Below are 21,091 nucleotides of genomic sequence, written 5' to 3'. Positions count from 1 at the left end.
GCCCTCACTCAGCTGCTCCGAACAACGGTGTCGAGCGCACTCCGTACGCGTCGTGCCAATTCGAGCGATGTGAAGGGCTTGGGCAGCAGCGAACGCTCATCTCCCGACAACCCGGCCAGCAGTTCGATGTCTTCGGTATACCCCGACACGTACAGCACCGGCAGCCCGGGGCGCGCCCGCGTGAGCGCATCGGCCAATTCACGACCACTGATCCCGGGCATCACCACATCGGTCACGAGCAAGTCGATCCGACCGGGAAAGGCGCGTGAAATGGCAATCGCGGCATCACCGTCGGCGGCCGCCAGCACGCGATAGCCACGCCGCTCCAGCGCGGCCACGGCCACCGTACGAACGGCATCTTCGTCCTCGGTCAGCAGCACGGTTTCCTGTCCGTTAAGCTGCTCCGGTGCGTCGTCGCGGATGAAGGACGGTGTAACAGCCTCGGTCAACCGCGGGAGCAGCAGGTGCATGGTGGTTCCATGCCCGGGCGCGGAGTCTGCTCGAATCTCACCACCGCTCTGGTCCATCACGCTGTAGGCCAGTGCGAGACCCAGACCAGACCCTTTTCCGCGCTCCTTGGTGGTGAAGAACGGCTCAAAGATGTGCGCCTTCACCTCCTCATCCATGCCAATGCCGGTATCGCGCACCCGGATGGCAATCCAGTCCAGCTGCTGGTCGAGGCTGAGCCGTCGGACTTCCCGCTCATCAATGACGGCCGTCTCAATGGTCAGACGTCCCCCCTTGGGCATGGCATCGCGTGCGTTGCTGACGAGATTCAACAGCGACTGCTCGAGCTGTGCGGCATCGGCGCGCACCGTTCCGATCTGTGTGTCCAGCGCGAGATGGACTTCGATGTTCTCGCCAATCACGCGGCGAATAAGCCGATCCAGTCCGCGCACCACGTCGTTGGGATCGAGCACCGTGGCCTGCACCATCTGCCGCCGGCTCACCGAAAGAATCTGCCGTGACAGCTCCGTGCCGCGTACCGCCAGTGCGCGGATTTCCGCGACATCGGTGCGAATGGGATCGTCTGCTGACATCTGCACCAGCAACAGATCGCAGTACCCCAGCATACCGGTCAGCAGGTTGTTGAAGTCGTGCGAGATGCCACCGGCAAATGTCCCGATGGCCTCCATTTTCTGCGACTGCCGCAACTGCTCTTCACTGCGGGCGAGCGCGCGCTCGGCCTCCCGACGCGCCGTGATGTCCATGCCGACGCTCAACCAGCTGGCCCGCCCCAGGCGTCGCGAGCTGGTGGTAATGACTTCGATTTCCAGACGGCGTCCGTCGGCCGTGCGGTGCTGCCAGCTGCCGGCGTTCTGTCGGGACTCGGAGAAAGGGAGGCGCGCTCCACTGAAACGCGGCAGTTCCTCGGGGTCGAGCAGATCGGTGATCTTGAGCGTCAGAAACGTATCGCGCGGGTACCCGTACTTTTCAATCGCCGCTTCGTTGACTGCCAGAATGTTGCCGGAGTCGGCATCCCACGCCCACATGGGGAGGGGATTGGAATCGAAGAGGAACCGATAGCGCCGTTCGTTGTCCGCCAACGCGGCGCTCCGGCGCTCCACGGTGTCAGCCATCTGATTCAGCGCGATTGACAGTTGTCCAATTTCGTCGCTTGAGCGAATCACGGACCGGTGTCCATCAACCCCGGCTGCCAGCGCGTGCGCATCGGCAATGAGTGATTCCACCGCATTGACGATGATGGAGCCCACGGCATACGCCAGACCGAACGACAGCGCAATGGACCCGAACAGCATGACCATCCCGGTGGAGGAGGTCGCGTCGAACTCGAACAGCATCCCCACCACCGTGGGCGGGAGCAGCGCTACCAGCACCATGAGCAGCAATCGCACACGCAAACCAATCCCCCGCGCCGAGGGCGCAGCGGCGCTCTCGGGCGGGGGAATCGTGGGAACGCGTGTTACGGGTGTATCGGGCACGCGATCGGCGCTCAGCAGAGGATGGTTATCGGGGGGCGCGGTCTTCAGTCGGCGGGGCAACGGCCATGCCCATCGAGTGATACCCCTTGTCCACGTATACGGTGGATCCCGTGATGGCGCTGGCCAGCGGGCTGCAGAGGAACGCGGCCGTGGTGCCTACTTCACGCGCCGACAGTTCTTCGGGCAACGGCGAGTTGGCCGCGCAGTACTTCACCATGGTGTCGATGATGCCAATGGCGCTGGCCGCGCGCGAGGCGTACGGGCCCGCCGAAATGGTGTTCACGCGCACCCCCCACTTGCGGCCGGCTTCGAAGGCCAGCACCCGGGTGTCGCTCTCCAGCTGTGCCTTGGCCGACGACATGCCGCCGCCGTAGCCCGGAATGGCGCGCTCGCTGGCCATGTACGTGAGCGAGCAGACGGCACCACCAGGACGCATGAGCGGGCCGAGGCGCTGCACCATGGACACCAGCGAATAGGCGCTGGCGCTGGAGGCGGCGAGATAGCCGGCGCGGCTCACTTCGAGCAGCGGCTTCTTGACTTCGGGGCCGTTGGCGAGCGAATGGAAGACGATATCCAGCGGCTGTTCACCGAAGTCGGCGACGAGACGCGCGGCGAGACCGTCGATGGTGAAATCGCCGAGCTCCTTGTAGCGCTTGTTTTCGCGGATGTCGGCCGGCGTGCTCTCGAGATTGTCGTACACGGCATCGAGCGGGTAAATGCGCTCGAAGGTGAGCATGGATCCGTCGGGCATCTGCCGCGAGTCGTCCAGCTTGCCGCGCTCGAGGAGGTTGAGAAAGATGTTGAGCGCCGGCGGCCAGGTGGCCACGCACACGTTGGCGCCGGCTTCAGCAAACGCTTTGGCGATGGCCCAGCCAAAACCGTTGTCATCGGCAACACCCGCCACGAGGACGCGTTTGCCGGTCAGGTCGATGGGTAGCATCGGGAAAAGATAGCCTACCGCGCGGCTCGTGTGAGGCGGTCTCGCACGCCGTCCCAGGCGGAATCATTGATGGGTGGGGCTTCGATCAGCACCAGCCCCGCATCAATGCCGTCGGCGTGATGGAGCGCCGCGTAGAGCTCGCGGGCGTATGCCTGGGGATCGCCGGGCATCTGGAGCATTTGCACCGGCGTGGCGTCCCTGGCGAACGAGACGGTGCGCACGAGGGCGACGACCGGCTTGTCCGAAACGTGGTCATCCCGACGCTGTGCGAGCGCCTGGCGCATTTCGCCCTCCTGACCGGTTTCAAACAGCCACACTTCAGCGCGGGGGGCATAGTGGCGGTCGACCATGCCAGGGGAGCGTGGTGCGCCGCCAAGGGGCGCGGCGTCGTCGCCGAGCTGGTGGGACACCGCGCGGCGGGTGGCATGCTTGACCACGACTCCCAATCCCTCAAGAGCCGCTTCCAGCGACTCACGTCCCAGCATCCCTGGACGCAGAATGACGACATCTTCACCCGTGCAGTCCACGACCGTGCTTTCGATTCCCACGGCGCAGGGCCCGCCATCGAGAATGAGCGGCACTCGATCTCCCAGCGAACGCTCCACGTGCGCCGCGGTGGTGGGGCTGATTTGGGTGAAGCGGTTGGCGCTGGGGGCCGCAATGGGCCGCGCGGCCGCTTCCAGCAGCGCGAGTGCCACGGGATGATTGGGCATGCGCACGGCGACGGCATCAAGTCCGGCGGTGGCGATCCCCGGCACATGCGGAGCCTTGGGCACCACCAGAGTGAGCGGTCCTGGCCAGAACGCATCGGCCAGCCGTTGCGCGGTCGCCGGCCAGTGGCGGGCGAGCGCCTTTGCGGCGGCTACGGAGGGGACGTGGGCAATGACCGGGTTCCACGCGGGACGCCCCTTGGCCGCATAAATGCGCGCCACGGCTTCCGCGTCGAGCGCATTCGCGCCCAGTCCGTAGACCGTTTCCGTGGGAAACGCCACCAGCGCACCGGCCCGCAGCTGCTCGGCGGCCGCGGCAATGAGGTGAGGTTCCGGGTGCAGCGGATTAACAGGGACGACAGTCATGGGCGTAAGCTAGCCGCACCGGAGGGCCGGCCCCTACTGCTTGGCCTCGATGGCCTTTTTGGCGATGCGGTCCACCAGTCGCGGCGAAATGAGTTTGAGAAGCCGCCCCACTTTGCCGCGCCATGTCATGACCAGATCCCGGTCCCGTCGCGCGACGGCGTTGAGAATGAGACGACCGCACTCCGCGGTTTCCATGGTCTCACCGGGACGGCGCTGATAGGCGCGATCGCCAAAGGGGGTGCCGTCGGGGGAGAAGGCCCGGGCGTTGATCTCGGAGAACACGAATCCGGGATACACCACGGTCACGCTCACGCCACTGTCTTCGAGTTCAATGCGGAGCGAATCGAAGAAGCCGGCCATGGCGTGCTTGCTGGCGGCGTACGCCGTGCGCTTGGGCACGCCGGCGAGGCCGGTAAGACTGGAGATGGCAACCACCCGACCGCGTGACTGCTTGAGATGTGGCAGGGCGAAGGCGGTGCACCACACGCTCCCCAGAAAATTGAGGCGCATGAGTTTTTCGAAGATGGACAGATCGGTGATGTCTTCGAATCGACCACTCATGCTCATGCCGGCGTTGTTTACCAGGATGTCGAGGCGGCCGAAGTGCTGCACCGTTCGTGCAACCATCTCCCGGCATTGGTCTTCGATGGTGATGTCGGTCGTGACGACCAAGGCCTCGGCGCCCTGGGCGCGACACGCGGCCGCCACCGATTCCAACTTGTCGGCATCGCGTGCCGCCAGCGCTACGCGCGCGCCGGCGGCTGCAAACTGGCGGGCCAGCTCGGCGCCAATACCAGTGGAGGCGCCGGTGATGAGTACGACCTGTCCAGCAAAGCGTACGGGCATGGCAACGGGATAAGGGGACCGCAATCAGCGATCGAGGGGGCCGCCAAAGGAGACACCGTGATTGGTCGGGCCGTCATTCTCAAACGGCGCGTCCAGGATGCGCAGTGCCTGCGCCGAGTCCACGGTTCGTACGGCGAGCCGCACGGGGTACAGCAGACGCATGGCCGGCAGCATCCCACCGGCGTCGTCGCGCAGCACCACCGCCGGAATCTGGTGTGCCTCGAGCACGCTCCGCGCTACGAGCGCTTCCATCTCGTTGACGTACTCGCGAATGACCACCATGGCTTCACCCATGGGGCGAAAATAGCATTCGCCACAGGGCTTCGTGAGGTCGCTATGTTTCTGCATGCCCGCTTCGTTCGGAATCTTCGTGCTCGCCGAGCTCCCAGGGGAAGCCGGCGCGGCCGTGCTCGACATTCAGCAGCGCTACGATCCCAAGTTGGCACGTCTGACCCCGCCGCATGTGACGCTGGTGGGGTCGTCGGGAGTGGGGGCGATCCCTACGGACACGCCCATTGAACGAATCCGGGCGGCGCTGGAGCCGATCGCCGCGAGCACGGCCCCCATGTCGCTGCCGCTGGGCAAGCCGCATCGCTTCATGCAGACCGACATCATTTCGCTGCCGCTCGACCCCAATGGGCCGCTGCGGCTGCTGCATGAGCGACTGGCGCGCAGTGGACTGCCCTTCAAGCGTTCGCGGTTCCTGTTTTCACCGCACTGTACGCTGACGTTCTACCCCACGCTTACGCCGCAGACGGAGCGGGAGCTGTTGGCTGTCCGCGTGGCGGCCCCGGCCATTATCGACACGCTGCAGGTGTATCTCACCCGCGATCCGCAGCCCAGCAAACTGCTGTTCACGCTCCCCCTGTTGGCACAAAACGGCGCGCCCGTGGAGAGCGCGCCGTCGGTGGTGATCCCGCGTGGGGAACGGATCAGCAGCGGGCTTCGGGACGCAGCTTCTGGTAGGTCGCGGTCGCCTGCTTGAGCCCGAGGAGAGCGGACGCTTCCAGTTCGTACTCCATCTGCAGATCGCCCAGCGTGTCGGCGTCCCGCTGGGCAATCTGGCGCGAGGCCCGTTCGGCGATGCTGTGCCGGCGCAGGTATTCGCGGGCCGACAACCACATGGCGTTGGCCGCCTGGCGCAGGTCGGCCTGATCCGTCACGGGAATGGTGGCGCAGACGCGCTCGAAGATCTTTACCGTTTCGGCCAGCGCGAGGTCGATGGTGTCGACCATGGCGTGGGCGGCCTCGAGCTCCTGCTGTTCCACCCCAAGTTGCATGAGTCGGGCGAGGCGCTCGTGCTGGCGCCACGTTTCAACAGCAGTTCGAGCCAACGCATCGCAACAGGAGAGCGGGCTGGGTGCTACCGCCGACGGATCGTCAGCGAGTGCAGCGGCAGAGCGGGAGGGAGCCATGAGACCGGGAGAACGGGACGCACGAGAAGAGCACCTGAACGACATCACTGCCTGTGATCTAGCGAGCGGACCCGCACAGACGGTAGTGGGGGGGGATGATTGGGTACGTGAATCCAGACAACTGCAGTCGAAGGGTAACGGCGTCATGGGTTATGGGTTATTGGGTTACCGCGTTACTGCGGTGAAACTGCGCGACACCGCTGTTCCCGCGGTTACTCGGTAACCTGCTGACCCATAACCCATGACGCTGTTACGTAGTTAATTCCGTCCATGCCTCCATACGCACATCTCCTCGTTTCCACGTCCGCTTCCGGCGTGTGCACTATCACGCTCAACCGTCCCGATCGGCTCAATGCGGTGAATCCTCTGTTGGCGAGCGAACTGCCGCAGGCGGTGCACGAGGCGGCGCTTGATGACGCGGTGCGGGTCGTGGTGATTACCGGCGCCGGGCGTGGCTTCTGTGCCGGGCTCGACCTGGCGGATCCCAATCCGCCGTCGGGGACGCGCGCGGACCGCCTGGATCCGTACTACTGGGTGGGGCGGTGGGTGCAGTCCATCACGCAGTGCGAGAAACCTGTCATCGCCGCCATCAATGGTGCGGCGGCTGGCGCCGGGTTTGGGCTCGCGCTCAGCTGTGACTTGCGCGTCATGCAGGCCAATGCGGTGTGTACCGCCGGCTACGTGCGTCGTGGCCTCTCTCCCGACGCTGGCGTCAGCTGGTTTCTGCCGCGACTTATTGGGCAGGCCCGCGCCACCGACATCATTCTCACCGGACGCGACGTGACGGCCGGAGAAGCGGAACGCATTGGCCTGGTCCACGCCGCGTGGCCCGCCGAAGAATTTGCGGAACGCGTCACTGCCTACGCTGAACAACTGGCAGGTGGCCCACCGCTCGCGTATGCGCTCAGCAAGCGGTTGCTGCTGTCCAGTGCCGATGCGTCACTGGACCAGCAACTCCGCGAAGAGCTCACGCACATCAAGACCTGCTTTGCCAGCGCCGATGTGCGTGAAGCCATGGCGGCGTTCAAGGAAAAACGCGCGCCGGTGTTTCGCGGTCAGTAGTGGTGCAGCAGCAGCTCAGTGACGTCCCGGGTTGAAGCGCAAGCTCCCCGGGAGTGCATCGAGCAGCGGCCCCAGTTCGGTAGCACGGTCCTGCGTGGTGACAAACGTGAGTCCGTCAATGCTCACCACGATCATGCCGCTGATGCCGTACGCCACCACACAGCACCCATCGGCGTGGATCACGTTGCCGCTACAGTCTACGCAGTGCACTTGCCCCATGACCCCGTTCCCGGTGTCATCGAGTTCACGGACGCGGCGTAGCGAGGCCCACGTGCCGACGTCGTCCCACTCCATTTCCGTGGGGAGCACCACCACCTGCTGAGAGCGCTCCAGCAGGCCACGATCAATGGACACACTGGTCACCAGGGAGGCAAAGGCGGTCATCTCCCCAGCGGCCAGTTTGGGGAGGCCATGCTGCAGCTCCGCCGTGTGCCGCTCCAGCTCCTCGAGCACCACTTTGGCGCGCCAGACAAAAATGCCGGTATTCCAGAGCGCGCCTTTGTCAATGAGCACGTCGGCCAGCGACGCACTGGGCTTCTCCACGAAGTGCTCCACGCGGCAAGCGCCCCCTTCAGCGCGTCCCACCAGCGGATCAATCGGCATGCCGGGCTGCAGATAGCCAAAGCCCGTTTCGGCCCGCGACGGACGGGCGCCGAGCGTCACCAGCACGGGATCGGCGAGGGCAATGGACGCGGCGCGGCGAAGAGAATCGCGTAGCACATCGGGGTAGCCCACGGCCAGATCGGCGTGCAGGGCCACGAACACCGTGTCGGGGCCAGCGCGGCGGGAGACTTCCTGAGCGCCCCAGGCCAGTGCCGCCGCCGTACCCAGTGGGCGGGGCTCTACCAGCATGTTGGCCAGCGGTACCTCGGGAATGGCGTCGTGCAACGCCTCCACAATATCGGCGCTGGTGACCACCAGGACCCGTTCGGCGGGCACGAGGGGCGACAGGCGGGCTACCGTGTCGGCAATGAGCGGTCGCTCGTTGACGAGGGCGAGGACCTGCTTGGGACGCCGTGGCGTGCTCAGTGGCCAGAAGCGGGTGCCGATACCGCCGGCAAAGACCACCGCCCACATGGCGGTGCCCGTTTCCAGCAGCGCCTCCATTTCCACCTCGTCCAAGGTCCCTGCGGCCACCCCGGTGTGGGCTGTGACCGACGAAGGAGGATTTGGACTGACGACACGGGTCTCGGACATCGGTCGGCGTTCTCTGTCGTTGAAAAAACAGCCCTGGGGAGCCCGGGGCCGGATTTGGACTCGCTTTGCCGTGACCTAGCGAATCGGTCCCGGTTCCGGCAACATACGTCCAACATACGTCAACTTATGCTTACCCTGCACCTTACCAACGGCGATCACGCCGCGACAGCGTTGGCCCGATCGGGGCTCCCCGGCGACATTCTGTCGTGGCGGGACCTGCTCCATGACGGCCCCGTGCCCTCTGATCGCGACCTGCAGGCGTTCCGGCGCGTGCGCGGCGAATTCTTGGCCAGTCGGGGGTGGCAGAGCCAGTCGGCCGCGGTGGCCGATTTTGTCGAGCGCGATGCGCGGCTCGATAGCGCCGGCCCCGGTGACGAGCTTGTGTTGTGGTTCGAGCCCGATCTTTACGATCAGCTCCAGCTCATCCAGATCCTGGCGCGGCTGGAGCGCCGGCCGCTGGCCGAGCGCCCCGTGGTGAGCATCGTGCCGGCCGACTGTTTTCTGGGGCCGCTGCAGCCGGAGAAGTTCACGCCGCTCTTTGCCGCTCGGCGTCCCATCTCGGCCGGTGATATTGCCGTGGCGTCGGCCGCCTGGGACGCCTTCACGGCGGATACCCCGGACTCGTTGCTGGCCATCACGGACCGGATCGATCGGGAAGTAGGCGCGCGGGCCTACGCGTACGATGACTACGTGCGGCTGCCCCATCTGGCCCCGGCATTGCGGCGTCAGCTTGAAGAGTATCCCGATACGCAGGCAGGGCTCTCACGCTGCGAGCGCCAGCTGTGTGAGGCCCTGTCGCCGGGGGCGCTCACGCTGGCCAAGCTGTTTACCGCTCATCAAAGCGCGGAGTCGTGGGTGTGGCTCGGCGATTGGAGCTTTGCCTGGTACGTGCAACGGCTCAGCGACTGTGCGCATCCGCTGGTCGTGCATGCCAACGGGTCGCGGGTCATTGCGCCGTTGCGCGATTCCGACGGCAAGTCGTTCTGGGAGCGTCAGGTGCAACTCACGCCACTCGGTCAGGACATCGTGCGCGACCGGGCGGACTTTGTGAAGCGGAACGGGATCGATCGCTGGATTGGCGGTGTGTACAACACGACCTCGCGCCATTGGCGTTGGGATCCGCACCACTACCAGCTCATTCTGCACGAAGTCAAACGTTAGGTTGCAGCGGGGCAGGCCGTTGTGGCCGTGCCTGTTGCGTTGCGTGCGCGGAGCGCCTTCCCCGACCGGCCCTGACCCTGCCATGACTGAAGACGACGTTGTCGATCCGCTGGCGCTCCTCGAGGCGGATACGTCCCTCGAGGCGGCCCGGCCGATTCTCGAACTCGCGGCGCAGTACCTGTCCAGCACGCGCGCCGGTGAAGGACCGGTCTCCACGTGGCACAGCGCCGAAGTCATTGCCGATCGCCTCAGCGAAACGCTGCCGCGCCGCTCGCGTCCGTTGGTGGACGTGGCCCGGCGGTTGTCCAAGCTGCTGCTCGACGATGTGAACCGCCTGGCGCACCCCATGTACATCGGCCACCAGGTGTCGGCGCCGTTGCCGGCGGCGGTGTGGACTGATGCGCTGATCAGCGCCTACAACCAGAGCATGGCGGTGCGCGAAATGTCGCCGTCATTCACGCCACTGGAGCAGCAGGTGGTGGAGTGGATGACCGATCTCGTGGGGTGGGACTCGCGGGCAGGTGGCACCATGACCAGTGGCGGCACCGAAGCCACCTTTACGGCGCTGCTGGCGGCACGCAGCCGGGCCATTCCCGATGTGTGGCGCACGGGTGTCGGCGTGCAACCGCCGGTGCTGGTGTGCGGGGAGCATGCCCACTACGCCGTCATGCGTGCGGCTGGCGAGATGGGATTGGGCGTGCGTCACGTGGTGACCGTGCCCAGCGCGGATCATCGCCTCAGCGTTCCACTGCTGCGGAAGACCCTGGCGGAGCTGCGCACGGCGGGGACACGGGTCATGGCGGTGGTGGCCACGGCGGGATGCACGGCCACGGGTACGTTTGACGACCTCAATGCCGTGGCCGATGCCTGTGAGGAGTTTGCCGACGCGAATGGTCCGCTGTGGTTGCACGTGGATGCCGCGCACGGTGGTGCGGCGATGTTGTCGCCAACGCATGCCGCACGCATTGCCGGTATCGCCCGCGCGCGATCGGTTGCGTGGGACCCGCACAAAACGTTGCTGCTGCCATTGGCCGCAGGGCTCCTGCTCATGCGTGAAGAGCACGACCTCGAAGCCGCCTTCTCGCAGAAGGCGCCCTATCTGTTCAATCCCAATGACGACGCGCGCGCCTGGGACATTGGGCCACGCTCGTTTCAGTGTTCCCGCCGGGCCGATGTGGTGAAGTTGTGGGTGGCCTTCGAGCGTTACGGGGCGGATGCGCTGGCCGCGTTATACGACCGGTTGTGCCGTATGGCCACCACGTTGCACACGTTGCTGACGGGGCATGCGCAGTTTGTGCCGCTGCATGTCCCCGAGAGCAACATTCTGTGCTTTGCGTGGAACCCGCCGGAGGCCGATGTGACCGATCGCGATGCGCTCACCGATGCGCTGCGGGAGCGGTACAACCGCAGCGGGCGTGGCTGGATTACCGCCACGACGCTCGATGGGCGACGGGTGCTGCGCGTGACCGTGATGAATGCACGGACTGATGTGGCGCACATCGAGGCACTGGTGGCAGGGCTTGAGGCGGAAGCGGCCTACGTGCTCAAACATCATCGCTGAGCCCGCTCTGCAGCGCCATCAGGGTCTGCTCTGCACCTCCTCTCCTCTGCACCTCCTTCGATCTGGTCCGTGCCTGACGGAAGGAGGTGGGGAGCTGAGGAGGTGGGAAGGGACGTGGAGCGGCGAAATCGCCGCCTTGCATCCAAGTCGCAGTGGCGTGCGAACATGTCAGAAATGCCGTCATTTCTAAGGGTCTTGCACGCACAGCTCCCATCATCTTCGCAACAGGTGCCTCGAATGCCCGTTTGCTTTTGCCGACGAATGCTTGTGGCCGGTTTGTCATCGGTGACGCTTTTGTCCCCCATGCCGATACCGGCGCAACAGTCGTCAAAAGTTGCCGCGCTGAACCTTGCAGGTGAGTGGATCTTCGAAATGGACGGCGATGCGCAGCCGCAGCGAGTCGTGCTGGCATTCAATGGCGATACACTGCGTGGTGCGGTCTATGGTCAGTCGTTTGTGGTGTCCCTAGCGGCCAACCGTGTGCAGTTCAGCGTGGGCGATTTCCGCTGGCGTGGCACGGTGCGCGGCGATTCGTTGGTCGGCTGGCTTGGTATTGCTCCCGACTCCTCTCGTTGGACGGGGGTGCGATTCCGACCTCCGGCAGCACCGCGCGCCTTCAAGGTCGATCCGTCCACATTCCCACGGGCGTACAGCGGAACCACGGCACCTGTGCTGCGCATTGCTGCCGGTGACACCGTGCACACGACCACGCTCGATGCCGGCGGCTGGGGGCGTGGCGCCTTCGGTGCGCGCGGGAACAAACGGTCGCCGGGGGGCAATCCCCTCACTGGTCCCTTCTACGTGGAGGGGGCCGTGCCGGGCGATGTACTGGTGGTCACGTTGCACCGCGTGCGCCTCAATCGCGATTGGGCCTTCAGTGGTACGTCGCTGGTGGAAACGGCCATCGATCCGTCGTATGCCACCGAGCGCCAAACACCGGCGACACCGCCCGACAATAAGTGGACGCTGGATACCGTCGCGCTGCAGGGTCGTCTCACGGCGCCATCGCCGGCGCTACGTGACTTTACCGTGCCGTTGTCGCCATTTCTGGGGGTCGTGGCAACGGCCGCCAGCACGGAATACGCGCCCAGTTCACGCGAGTCGGGGAGCTACGGCGGCAACATGGAGAGCGCGCGTCTGCGCGAAGGTACCACCATCCATCTGCCAGTAAGCACCATGGGCGCGCAGCTGTATCTGGGCGACGGGCATGCCGCACAGGGGAGCGGTGAGCTTACCGGAGACGCGATGGAGACCAGTCTCGATGTGTCGTTTACCGTGGCCATCAAGCGATGGGGGTTCGCGGAGCTCACGCGAGCAGAAGATGCCACCGACATCATGAGCATTGGGGTTGCCGGGTCGCTCGATGCGGCCATGCGACGGGCCTCCAGCGACATGGCCCGCTGGCTGACGACGGACTACGGACTGACCGCCAGCGATGTCGCGCTGGTGATGGGGTTTGCCCTGCAGTTCGACATTCCCGACGTCGTGCCGCCCGGATTTGGCGTGACGGCCCGCATTCCCAAGGCGGCTTTGCGCACGCTGGTGCGGCCCACAAGGAAATAGCTGCGTCTGGTTGGCCGGGGAGTACGTTCCGTCGGCTCTCCCGGGTACTCGGTACCACTCTCGAACGACGCCTCCGGCAGTATGCAATTCTCATTGCCTGACACCCTCGACATCCTCGAGCGCACACCGCATGCGTTGCACGGAATGCTCGCCGGATTGTCGCACCGCTGGACAGATCCGAACGAAGGGCCGGAGACGTTCAGCGCATTCGACAATGTTGGGCACCTCGTGCACGGCGAGCGTGCCGACTGGATACCGCGGGCGCGAATCATTCTGGCCCAGGGTCCGGAGCAACGGTTTGCGCCGTACGATCGCTTTGCGCAGGTGCACGAGAGCGCCGGCAAAACGCTGGCGCAGTTGCTCGATGAATTTTCGATGCTGCGGGTGGCCAACCTCGCCGAACTGCGCAGTTGGGACCTTTCAGCTTCCCAGCTGGCCCTGACCGGTGAGCATCCGGCCTTCGGGCGTGTGACGCTGCAGCAACTGCTGGCCACGTGGGCCGTGCATGATCTCGGGCATACCGCTCAGATTGCTCGCGTTCTGGCCAAGCAGTATCGCGTCGAGGTAGGGCCGTGGCGGGCGTATCTGCCCATTCTTGATCGGCCGTGAGTGTTGGAATTCGCAGGCCTTGCCACCTCCTGTACTCGTAACCTCCTCCGGTCTGGTACGGGCCTGACCGAGGGAGGTGGGGAGCCGCAGAGTTGGGGAGGGTCATCGACAACGTCCACTTCCATCCCTCATCACCTCTTTCGATCAGGAACGGGGGTGCTGAAATGACGGGGTCGAAAGTTCATGCATAGAGGGGTTCTGCTACGGCAGAAACCAGTGCTGCTCGGCTGCGGTGGGAAGTCGACAGGCGTCGTACTTGCCAAACCAGCGGTAGCGATTGTTGGCGATAAACACATACACCGCATCACGAATGGGTCTGGGCACCAGCCCGAACACCGCGAAGAATGACCAGAGGCCGCCGAGGCGACTGAGCGCCGCAATGGCCCCGTCACTGCGAATGTGCAACGCCTCGCCGTCGGCCACGACCACCGAGTCCACATTGGGCAGGTTCGGGATGGATGCGGCCGTGGCGCCCTGCAGCGAGGCAAAGCGCAGCGCGTTGCCAGGGTCGCGTGCGACGAGAAAGTCTACGAAGCGATTGCAGAGACCGCACACACCATCAAAGAGGACCAGCAGCGGTTGCGGATGTCCTTGCGCATCGACGGCCGGGCGGCGCGGCGACCAGCGCGCCGAGTCGATGAACAGTACATACAGGCACGCGAGCTGCGAAAAGCTGACGTTCATGAGGAGATAGATGCTGGTGTGCATGGCCAGCATCGTGGGCAGAAAGACGTAGCGAAAGCGCCGGGAGATCAGACTGAATGGAGCCAGCAACTCCACGACGGTCAGTATCGGGAAACTGATCTGGGCCGCCTTGGCAAGCCACGGCGAGCGCACCACGTGCATGCCCAGTGTCGCTTCAGGGTTCGGTTCCCCGATATTCCAGAGTACCATCCATTGCGACATGCTTTCGCTTGCAAAAAGCGCCCAGCCTCCATACGCAATCCGGTGCGCGGCAATGAAGGTGTAGCTGGTGCATACAATGAGGGCGATGAGCAGCAGTGTGGATTGGTAGTCGGGAGGATGCGCCTGAGCAGGGCGACCCTTCCTGGGCCATAGCACCAGTGCATCGGTCGACGGGCCGATCGACAACAGGATCGCGGCCATCATGACGGGCAACTGGGAATGATTGGAAGAGCCCATCAGGGCCCGTGGCAGCGCTTGCGTAAAGATGAAAAACACTGTGGCCAGCGGCATTGAAAGACGCGGCGCGATCCCGAGCGCCGCCGCAACCGCCGAGGCAAACGCCATGCCAAGGCTGGCGTACTGCCCATTGGCGGTGTGTACCCAGTCGATGACTGCGCTGGGGAGATACGCCAGAAATCCGAAGAGAGACAGCGTATCAGGTGGAAGCGTGAGTACTTGCCGACTGAGAAAGAGGGCTTCGGCGGCGCACAGCAAAAAGACACCCACGCGAAACATTGCCACCGACTGTGCCGACGCCTCGGCGTGAAGGATGAGCGACTTATCGCGCATCATATCGTCGTACCGTCGTGTAGCGTTCCGGGGTGGTCCCGGCCCTCTCACCTACGTTGATGCTCGTCTGCTGCAGCAGCAGGGCGCAGAGCTCAAGGGTTGGGCGATTGCTGTTCCACTGTGTCAGGATGGCCGACAGCAGTTTGTCCATCCTCTGCCGGGCCCGCGCCGGATTGCCCGACGCATTCTGGGATTCTTCGTAGGCACGCCGCACGGCGAGGGAGAGTACGGGGCGGCGTCCGGTTGCCCGGCTTGATGGAGGAAGCACGATGGTTTCACCCGTGCAGCGCTCGCCGACGAGTCGATAGCCTGAATAGTCCTGGTACTTGGGTGCCTCCCCGTACATGCGCCACGAAATGAACGGGTACGAGTCAATGACGACTTCGTGCAGCTGAGACCAACTCCAGAGCCCGGCCATTGTCAGCGCCGCAAGGCGAAGAGCACGGGGCGCGCGCCCAAGGACGGTCAGCAGGGGGCGGTGCACAAGGAGCAGCGAGAACACCGCAAAGATCAGGATGGCCTCGATCAGCGATTCGACCCAGGTGGACAGCCCAAGCAGCGCGGCCAGGCTTACTACCACGAAGAATGCAGTGAGTCGCATCACGGCGTGTTGGGCACACGGCGAGTGCCTGACATGTGGCCAAGGAGTGGGGTATGCACCGGTAGACGTCGCGCCTGCGTGGCCTGTTCAAAGGCAAACGCCAGTTCAATCAGTCGCGGTTCACTCCAAGCCCGACCCATGAACGACAGGCCAATGGGGAGGTGGTTGCCACTGAATCCGGCCGGCACGATCAGATCCGGGAATCCCGAAAGGTTGGCCAGATTCATGGGATCAGGCGCAGCACCCGTGGATGCAGCGTCCAGTCGCTCCGGTTTTACCGGTTGGGTGGGATACACAAACGCATCCAGCTGTTGTTCGTCCATGAGGCCGGTGAGCAGCTGCCGCAGCAGGGGGAGCGCGTGCTCCTTCACCGACCGATAACGGACATCGCTCAGCGAACCACTACGCTGTTCGGCCAGGAAGCGGGACCATCGCGACGGATTGGGCCCAGTCCCGTTGGTACCAAGCGAAGTGTGTTCGCGTGCCCGGGTCACCAGCTCATCGAGGGATTTGGGAAACGTGTCTCCCGTGGTGCGCAGGTACTCGGCCAACTGCACCGGAAATTCGGGAAAGCGCACGGCCGTGTACCACGCGTCTTTGGCGGTGAGCACCCACGCTGGTAGGCGAACGTCAACCACCGTGGCGCCCTGACGGCGCATCACATCGAGCGACGCCTCCACCACCCAGTCCACGTCGGTGTCGTATCCCACGAAATCACGCAGGACTCCGATGCGCGCGCCGCGCAGTGCATCTGCTTTCAGGTGAGGCGTGTAGTCGGTGAGGACACGACGGGACGACACCAGGGTGCTGCTATCGGTGGGATCTGCTGCGGTCATGATGCCGAGCACCAGGGCGAGGTCACTCACCGACCGGGTCATGGGGCCACCGGTATCGAATGAGAGCGCCAGCGGGACGATGCCGGTTCGGCTGATCAGTCCGAGGGTGGGCTTCAGCGCTACAATCCCATTGACCGTGGCAGGGCCCCGGATGCTGCCGCCTGTATCCGTTCCCAGTCCAAATTGGGCAAAGGCGGCGGCGACGGCTGCGCCAGTGCCCCCGGAGCTGCCGCCGGGCGAATAGGCGAGCGCGTGCGGGTTGAGCGTCTGCCCGCCCAGTGAACTGAACGTACCGCCGGAGGCGAACTCTGACAGATTGACCTTGGCCAGAATGATGGCGCCGGCATTTCGCAGCTGTTGCACAACGGCGGCATCGCGCGATGGCTGATGCCCCTCGAGCAGGACGGAACCTGCCGTCGTGGGGAGGTCCCGCGTATCGAAGTTGTCCTTGAGGACCAGTGGGATGCCGTGCAGTGGCGAACGTCGCCCTTTGGACTTCCGCTCCGCATCGAGCGCCCGCGCTTCGCTCAGGGCGTTGGCGTTGAGACTGATGACGGCATGAATCGCCGGGCCCTTGCGATCGTATGCCGCAATGCGTGCAAGATAGCGCTGGACCAATTGCTCCGATGTGAGCTGTCCCGCATCCATGGCGGCGTTCACCTGCGCAATGGAGGCCGCGTCCAGTGGTTGTGGTTCGGAGACGGTTTGTCCGTCCACCACACCCGGCCACAGCTGCATCGATACAAACGCCAATACCGACATCACGAGACGCTTCACGTCTTGCTCCGAGAGTGAGAAATACGTTCCAACAACAGTCGCCACTCTTCGTGCTGCGCCCGGAGGGGATAGGCCGAGTTGGCGCGTTCCTGTCCGGCCCGTCCCAGCTGGTCGGCGTAGGCGGGATTGCGAACACACGACAGTATGGCCTGGGCCAACGCGGATTTGTCGTTTGGAGGTACCAGCAATCCGTTTTCGCCGTGCCTCACGATGGATCGTGTACTGGCAACGTCGGCACCAATGACCGGTCGCCCGGCGGACCACGCCTGGAGGTACACCAATCCAAAGGAGTCCTGAACGCTCGGCATGGCCAAAACGGAGCAGCTTTGCAGAAGAGACGGTGCCTCTTCGTTGGAGAAATCATCGGCGAGCAGGACGCGGTCACGCTCAGCCGGTTGCAGCTGATCCATGGCGGCGGTGGTTTCCGCGTCACGATTGTGTGATCGGCCGGCAAAAACGAGGAGCGCTTCCGGGCATTCGTGCCACACCTGCTGCATCGCGGCAATCAGCAGTGGCGCGCCTTTGTGGCGCACCTGACGACCCACAAACAGCACGACAGGTCGATCGGCGGAAATGCCCCGGGCGGCTCTCCACGATGGTCCATTTGCATGGGCAGCCCAGTTTGCCGCGATTCCGGGTGCAATCACCTGTACGTCGCGTGCTCCCAATGTCTGCGCGTGTACCGCTTCGGGTGGGGTTAACGCAACCAGTGCCGAAGTCGATCGGCATAGCCAGCGATGGCGCGGCCACGACGCGGACGGACGTTCCAGGTGAAAGAGAGGCAGTCCGACGATGGGGATTCCGCGCGCGCGCGCCACGGCGTGTGTCAGTGGCACGTGCCGAGAGAACCACCCCACGGAAAGCAGTACATCGGGATCACAACGACGAAGTGCGTGGCTGAGAGCGAACGCGTTGGGGCGGTCGCCCCAGTAGGGCGCGTCGAGCCCCGTGAGTGCGCGGGTGATGCCGCCGAGCACTCGGCGGCGGCTCACTTGATAGAGAAGCTGCGACGGCCATCCCCCCGCTGGTGACACGCGGATGATGTCGACGCCATTCAACGTCTCGCTGGGCGGCAATCCGGCGCCGCGCCCTTTCAGCTCACGGGTGGATGTTGCGTTGTACGTGATGACCGTGGCGCGATGACCCTGGGCCACCCAAGACTCCAATATCGACGCCAGAAGATGCTGCGCGCCGCCAACGGCGGGAGCGTAGCTTTGAACGGCGGCAACGACGTGCAACGTGCGGGTGCTCATGGCGCCGTGGTCACCGTGGCTTCGTAGAGACGCAGCAACCGGTCGTAGTTCTCGACGATCTCGTCATAGCGACGATCCCAGCTTCGTGCGGTCTGGCCTGCAAGTGGCTCACTGGTCACGCCGAGCGTGGCACAGACCCGGCTGGCGGTCTGCTGCCACAGCGCCGGTTGCGCCAGATCGGCTTCGTAGTTCAGCCGCAGATGTGGGATGTCCTGCATGACACGTTGTGATTCCCGATCCCAGTAGGCGCGAAATGCGAGCTGCTCAAGGAATAGCGGTTCGGGAACGAGGAGTCGCGGCGCCTGCTCCCGGCCGGTGGATTGGAAGCGTCCAGCCAGCGTGGCTACGCACCACGAGATGGCTCGGTCAAATATCGATGTGCGCTCCAGAAAGAGCACGCACCAGCCCTGCGCCTGCAGGCGGGCCAATCCCCGCGCGGACGTGGCAATGGGCACCTTCCCGCCCCAGCACAGGCGCGTCGCCGCTCGAGAGCGCAGCGGCAAATACAGATCCGGTGCGCGCAAGACTGCGCGCCGCGCATACTGCCGCCATCCTGTCCAATCCTGCCGGTTGAGCAGTTCACCGGCGCACTCCACTTGCGAATGTGACCCGAGGAGACTCATGAGCAGGTGGCTCCCCGTGCGCCCTTGCGCGTAGATCACGAAGCGTGGGGAGGCGCGTCTCACGAGCGGACCGGCGGCGTCGGGATGAAGAGGGCCTGCCACATACGCACGTTGGCGTCCAGGCGGAATCGACCAACTGAGGCATGGCCAACGCGCGCCACTGCAACGCGCGAGGGTTCGTTACCCATCAAGAGCCGCAGGTGACTGCTCAGGGCGTCGATATCGCCAACGGGATACAGCAAGCCCTCACCATTGGCGAGGATTTCGCGGGGCCCATACGGGCAATCACTGGCAACGACCGCGCAACCGTTGGCGAGTCCCTCAATGATTGTGTTGCAGAACCCCTCATACGCGGCGCAATGCGCCAACACCGATGCGCTCCGAAGGTCCGGCCAGGGATTGGTCGTAGCGCCGGGCAATTCAACGCGCGCCGCCACGTCCAGCTGTTCTGCAAGGGCGCGCAATCCGGACAGTTCCGGGCCGCTCCCGATGATCCGCACGCGCCAGTCCGGAAAATCGGGCGCCACACGGGCAAACGCGGTGATCAGGTCCTGATAGCGTTTTTGGGGAACGAGGCGCCCGAGGCCGAGGATGACCGGTTGCCGTGCGCCATCTGCCGTGGGGACAATCGTTGAAGGGTGCAGCGGATTGGGAATCACCACGACCCGTCTCGGTTGCGGCAACCGTTGACGGAAGTCGTCGGCAAGTCGCTGTGTCTGCACCACGAGGACATCGGCAAGTCGGTAGCTCCACATGGTGGTGCGGTTCCACCACCGGCGATGACGGACAAAGGGCGACAGGACTTCACTGAGGATGACCTGGATACCGGTGCCAGCGGCGGCCAGTGCCCCCAGTGCGTTGGCGTGGTGTCCGAAGGTCAGTAGTGCAGTGTGAGGAGTCTGGGCCAGCAGCCGCCGGAGCCGCCACCAGCGGCGCAGGTTGCGCCAGAGGGTGCGCGATCGAGTCGGATCGAGCGCCAACACGGTCCGATGGGCGAGCGGTCCAGGATCCGTCGAGGCGCCACTGACGGCGACGAAGGTGCACGTAATACCCGCGGCCTCGAACTGGTCCGCCAGAATGGAGAGACGGCGCTCCACCCCGCCAATGTCGGCGCGGTGAATCAACAGCATGATGCGTGAGCCGGGCGGGACCACTGTCATGCCAGCTGCTCCCGCAGTGCCCACCAGCGTTCCGTCAGCTGCTGTTTGAACGAACCTCGATGATACCGTGTCAAGAGCTGGTCGTACGCGTCGTCGGTGACCAGTCGCGGCGGATGCACGAGCGGCCACGTCAAGCCTTCCTCATGCACACGGCGCAGCGGGTGGCGTGCGCCGTGCTGGTGGGTGGCATCCTCTCCGTCGCCTACGTTGTGAATGAGATTTAGCGACGGAATGACCGACAATCCCCGTTGCTGCACGGTGCTCCAGTACCACGCGCGTGACCACGTCCATTTCCGTCCCGCGTGGGCCGAGGCAAACTTTGCGGCGAGGGCGCGGCGAAGAGAACTCGGGTCCCGCCGATAGCTGTCGCGCACGGCCGGCCACGTCGACAGCGTGGGGTCATACTGCGCCCAGGCGCGGCGCCAGGTCGCCCACCCCCAGATATGTCCGACCTGCGCGTAGTGATAACTCTCGCGGCTGCGCGTCGAGGCGGACCGCATGGACACTCCCGAGATCTGCATCACGGAGGGGGTGTCCGCGTAGCGTTCCAGCATCGCGCCGGCAAATGGCAGAAAGTCGGGGGCCGGCAGACAATCATCCTCGAGAATCACGCCGGCGGTTTCGTGACTGAACAGCCAATCAATGCCGGAGACCACCGCCCGCTGCAGGCCGACATTGGTCTCCCGGAACCACGTGCGCACCGAGCATGGCCAGTCAATATCGCGGGCGATCACCTCGCGCACCTCGGCGCAGCGCGCGGTATCTGCAGGGTGCGTCGTGCGTGGGCCGTCGCCCGCCACGTACACGACGGGAGGCTTATTCACGCGCAGTGCGGCCACCAGCTCACGAACCACGGCGGGCCGGTTGAATACCAGGAGCAGCACAGGGGGAAGAGGCCGGGCAGTGGTCACTGCGGGAATATGCCCACCGAGACCGATTGTGGACACCGGCCACCGTCGTTTGTGACTCGCCGTGGCCGCGGCTTCGCAATC

At 64.7% G+C, this 21,091-nt stretch carries 20 protein-coding genes; 6 read left to right on the top strand and 14 right to left on the bottom strand.

Annotation, left to right across the window (positions count from 1 at the left end):
* Positions 1 to 8: 8 nt before the first annotated feature.
* The 5 genes from GEMMAAP_RS17310 to GEMMAAP_RS17290 form a co-directional block, all read right to left on the bottom strand.
* The gene (locus tag GEMMAAP_RS17310) at positions 9 to 1,856 is read right to left on the bottom strand and encodes an ATP-binding protein (protein ID WP_158514914.1); all 1,848 of its coding nucleotides are present in this window, start codon (positions 1,854 to 1,856) and stop codon (positions 9 to 11) included.
* 112 nt (positions 1,857 to 1,968) lie between these two features.
* Positions 1,969 to 2,883: an enoyl-[acyl-carrier-protein] reductase gene (locus GEMMAAP_RS17305; protein WP_026848212.1), complete on the bottom strand. Its 915-nt coding sequence runs from the start codon at positions 2,881 to 2,883 to the stop codon at positions 1,969 to 1,971.
* A 14-nt stretch (positions 2,884 to 2,897) separates the two neighbouring features.
* Positions 2,898 to 3,959: an L-threonylcarbamoyladenylate synthase gene (locus tag GEMMAAP_RS17300; RefSeq protein ID WP_053333565.1), complete on the bottom strand. Its 1,062-nt coding sequence runs from the start codon at positions 3,957 to 3,959 to the stop codon at positions 2,898 to 2,900.
* Positions 3,960 to 3,992: 33 nt separating this feature from the next.
* Positions 3,993 to 4,805 (bottom strand): SDR family oxidoreductase, encoded by an 813-nt coding sequence (locus tag GEMMAAP_RS17295; protein WP_026848214.1) that lies wholly within the window; start codon positions 4,803 to 4,805, stop codon positions 3,993 to 3,995.
* 24 nt (positions 4,806 to 4,829) lie between these two features.
* On the bottom strand, positions 4,830 to 5,153 hold the full coding sequence (locus tag GEMMAAP_RS17290; RefSeq protein WP_026848215.1) for a putative signal transducing protein: 324 nt from the start codon (positions 5,151 to 5,153) through the stop codon (positions 4,830 to 4,832).
* On the opposite strand from GEMMAAP_RS17290, the gene GEMMAAP_RS17285 reads away from it, so the two are divergent.
* Entirely contained in the window at positions 5,152 to 5,790 is a 639-nt protein-coding gene (locus tag GEMMAAP_RS17285; protein WP_026848216.1) for a 2'-5' RNA ligase family protein, read from the top strand. The genes GEMMAAP_RS17290 and GEMMAAP_RS17285 overlap by 2 nt on opposite strands.
* Here GEMMAAP_RS17285 and GEMMAAP_RS17280 read toward each other — a convergent pair.
* On the bottom strand, positions 5,738 to 6,220 hold the full coding sequence (locus GEMMAAP_RS17280; protein ID WP_145979211.1) for a hypothetical protein: 483 nt from the start codon (positions 6,218 to 6,220) through the stop codon (positions 5,738 to 5,740). The two genes, GEMMAAP_RS17285 and GEMMAAP_RS17280, sit on opposite strands and share 53 nt — an antisense overlap.
* Positions 6,221 to 6,490: 270 nt before the next feature.
* Here GEMMAAP_RS17280 and GEMMAAP_RS17275 point away from each other — a divergent pair, with 270 nt between their 5' ends.
* Positions 6,491 to 7,282 (top strand): enoyl-CoA hydratase/isomerase family protein, encoded by a 792-nt coding sequence (locus GEMMAAP_RS17275; protein WP_043579336.1) that lies wholly within the window; start codon positions 6,491 to 6,493, stop codon positions 7,280 to 7,282.
* 15 nt (positions 7,283 to 7,297) lie between these two features.
* Here the strand turns inward: GEMMAAP_RS17275 and GEMMAAP_RS17270 are convergent, their stop codons facing one another.
* Positions 7,298 to 8,479 (bottom strand): mannose-1-phosphate guanylyltransferase, encoded by a 1,182-nt coding sequence (locus tag GEMMAAP_RS17270; protein ID WP_082821440.1) that lies wholly within the window; start codon positions 8,477 to 8,479, stop codon positions 7,298 to 7,300.
* A gap of 126 nt (positions 8,480 to 8,605) precedes the next feature.
* Here GEMMAAP_RS17270 and GEMMAAP_RS17265 point away from each other — a divergent pair, with 126 nt between their 5' ends.
* The 4 genes from GEMMAAP_RS17265 (at position 8,606) to GEMMAAP_RS17250 (ending at position 13,373) form a co-directional block, all read left to right on the top strand.
* Positions 8,606 to 9,640: a DUF1835 domain-containing protein gene (locus tag GEMMAAP_RS17265; protein WP_026848219.1), complete on the top strand. Its 1,035-nt coding sequence runs from the start codon at positions 8,606 to 8,608 to the stop codon at positions 9,638 to 9,640.
* An 82-nt stretch (positions 9,641 to 9,722) separates the two neighbouring features.
* Positions 9,723 to 11,201 (top strand): pyridoxal phosphate-dependent decarboxylase family protein, encoded by a 1,479-nt coding sequence (locus tag GEMMAAP_RS17260; protein ID WP_053333567.1) that lies wholly within the window; start codon positions 9,723 to 9,725, stop codon positions 11,199 to 11,201.
* A 285-nt stretch (positions 11,202 to 11,486) separates the two neighbouring features.
* Positions 11,487 to 12,764, top strand: a complete 1,278-nt coding sequence (locus GEMMAAP_RS17255) for an acetamidase/formamidase family protein (protein ID WP_158514913.1) — start codon at positions 11,487 to 11,489, stop codon at positions 12,762 to 12,764.
* Between the two features lie 93 nt (positions 12,765 to 12,857).
* On the top strand, positions 12,858 to 13,373 hold the full coding sequence (locus GEMMAAP_RS17250; protein ID WP_238588157.1) for a DinB family protein: 516 nt from the start codon (positions 12,858 to 12,860) through the stop codon (positions 13,371 to 13,373).
* A gap of 201 nt (positions 13,374 to 13,574) precedes the next feature.
* Here GEMMAAP_RS17250 and GEMMAAP_RS20840 read toward each other — a convergent pair whose 3' ends face one another.
* From GEMMAAP_RS20840 to GEMMAAP_RS17215, 7 genes are read right to left on the bottom strand one after another with little or no spacing between them, the layout of a single operon-like run.
* Entirely contained in the window at positions 13,575 to 14,852 is a 1,278-nt protein-coding gene (locus GEMMAAP_RS20840) for a thiol-disulfide oxidoreductase DCC family protein (RefSeq protein WP_202969161.1), read from the bottom strand.
* Complete coding sequence (locus tag GEMMAAP_RS17240) at positions 14,839 to 15,450, bottom strand: hypothetical protein (RefSeq protein ID WP_026848221.1); 612 nt, start codon at positions 15,448 to 15,450, stop codon at positions 14,839 to 14,841. Before GEMMAAP_RS17240 ends, GEMMAAP_RS20840 begins: the two co-directional genes overlap by 14 nt.
* Positions 15,450 to 17,063, bottom strand: coding sequence for an amidase family protein (locus GEMMAAP_RS17235; protein WP_053333570.1), 1,614 nt, complete (start codon positions 17,061 to 17,063; stop codon positions 15,450 to 15,452). The genes GEMMAAP_RS17240 and GEMMAAP_RS17235 overlap by 1 nt, the downstream gene beginning before the upstream one ends.
* Positions 17,060 to 18,316 carry a glycosyltransferase family 4 protein gene (locus GEMMAAP_RS17230; protein ID WP_026848222.1) on the bottom strand — a complete coding sequence of 419 codons (1,257 nt, stop codon included), beginning with the start codon at positions 18,314 to 18,316 and terminating at the stop codon, positions 17,060 to 17,062. Before GEMMAAP_RS17230 ends, GEMMAAP_RS17235 begins: the two co-directional genes overlap by 4 nt.
* Positions 18,313 to 19,002 carry a sulfotransferase family protein gene (locus GEMMAAP_RS17225; RefSeq protein ID WP_145979210.1) on the bottom strand — a complete coding sequence of 230 codons (690 nt, stop codon included), beginning with the start codon at positions 19,000 to 19,002 and terminating at the stop codon, positions 18,313 to 18,315. The genes GEMMAAP_RS17230 and GEMMAAP_RS17225 overlap by 4 nt, the downstream gene beginning before the upstream one ends.
* Positions 18,999 to 20,099, bottom strand: a complete 1,101-nt coding sequence (locus GEMMAAP_RS17220; protein WP_075071557.1) for a glycosyltransferase — start codon at positions 20,097 to 20,099, stop codon at positions 18,999 to 19,001. The genes GEMMAAP_RS17225 and GEMMAAP_RS17220 overlap by 4 nt, the downstream gene beginning before the upstream one ends.
* Positions 20,096 to 20,983: a glycosyltransferase family protein gene (locus GEMMAAP_RS17215; protein ID WP_053333572.1), complete on the bottom strand. Its 888-nt coding sequence runs from the start codon at positions 20,981 to 20,983 to the stop codon at positions 20,096 to 20,098. The genes GEMMAAP_RS17220 and GEMMAAP_RS17215 overlap by 4 nt, the downstream gene beginning before the upstream one ends.
* Between the last annotated feature and the right edge of the window lie 108 nt (positions 20,984 to 21,091).

The sequence above is a fragment of the Gemmatimonas phototrophica genome (assembly GCF_000695095.2).
GTDB classification, from domain to species: Bacteria; Gemmatimonadota; Gemmatimonadetes; order Gemmatimonadales; family Gemmatimonadaceae; genus Gemmatimonas; species Gemmatimonas phototrophica.
This window is presented reverse-complemented; position numbering and strand designations above follow the sequence as displayed.

Bases quoted from the DNA above. Each gene is read 5' to 3' on its own strand.
- GEMMAAP_RS17295 (WP_026848214.1), bottom strand. From the start codon at position 4,805: ATGCCCGTACGCTTTGCTGGACAGGTCGTACTCATCACCGGCGCCTCC.
- GEMMAAP_RS17300 (WP_053333565.1), bottom strand. From the start codon at position 3,959: ATGACTGTCGTCCCTGTTAATCCGCTGCACCCGGAACCTCACCTCATT.
- GEMMAAP_RS17285 (WP_026848216.1), top strand. From the start codon at position 5,152: ATGCCCGCTTCGTTCGGAATCTTCGTGCTCGCCGAGCTCCCAGGGGAA.
- GEMMAAP_RS17280 (WP_145979211.1), bottom strand. From the start codon at position 6,220: ATGGCTCCCTCCCGCTCTGCCGCTGCACTCGCTGACGATCCGTCGGCG.
- GEMMAAP_RS17240 (WP_026848221.1), bottom strand. From the start codon at position 15,450: ATGCGACTCACTGCATTCTTCGTGGTAGTAAGCCTGGCCGCGCTGCTT.
- GEMMAAP_RS17305 (WP_026848212.1), bottom strand. From the start codon at position 2,883: ATGCTACCCATCGACCTGACCGGCAAACGCGTCCTCGTGGCGGGTGTT.
- GEMMAAP_RS17265 (WP_026848219.1), top strand. From the start codon at position 8,606: ATGCTTACCCTGCACCTTACCAACGGCGATCACGCCGCGACAGCGTTG.
- GEMMAAP_RS17260 (WP_053333567.1), top strand. From the start codon at position 9,723: ATGACTGAAGACGACGTTGTCGATCCGCTGGCGCTCCTCGAGGCGGAT.
- GEMMAAP_RS17270 (WP_082821440.1), bottom strand. From the start codon at position 8,479: ATGTCCGAGACCCGTGTCGTCAGTCCAAATCCTCCTTCGTCGGTCACA.
- GEMMAAP_RS17220 (WP_075071557.1), bottom strand. From the start codon at position 20,099: ATGACAGTGGTCCCGCCCGGCTCACGCATCATGCTGTTGATTCACCGC.
- GEMMAAP_RS17290 (WP_026848215.1), bottom strand. From the start codon at position 5,153: ATGCAGAAACATAGCGACCTCACGAAGCCCTGTGGCGAATGCTATTTT.
- GEMMAAP_RS20840 (WP_202969161.1), bottom strand. From the start codon at position 14,852: ATGATGCGCGATAAGTCGCTCATCCTTCACGCCGAGGCGTCGGCACAG.
- GEMMAAP_RS17275 (WP_043579336.1), top strand. From the start codon at position 6,491: ATGCCTCCATACGCACATCTCCTCGTTTCCACGTCCGCTTCCGGCGTG.
- GEMMAAP_RS17230 (WP_026848222.1), bottom strand. From the start codon at position 18,316: ATGAGCACCCGCACGTTGCACGTCGTTGCCGCCGTTCAAAGCTACGCT.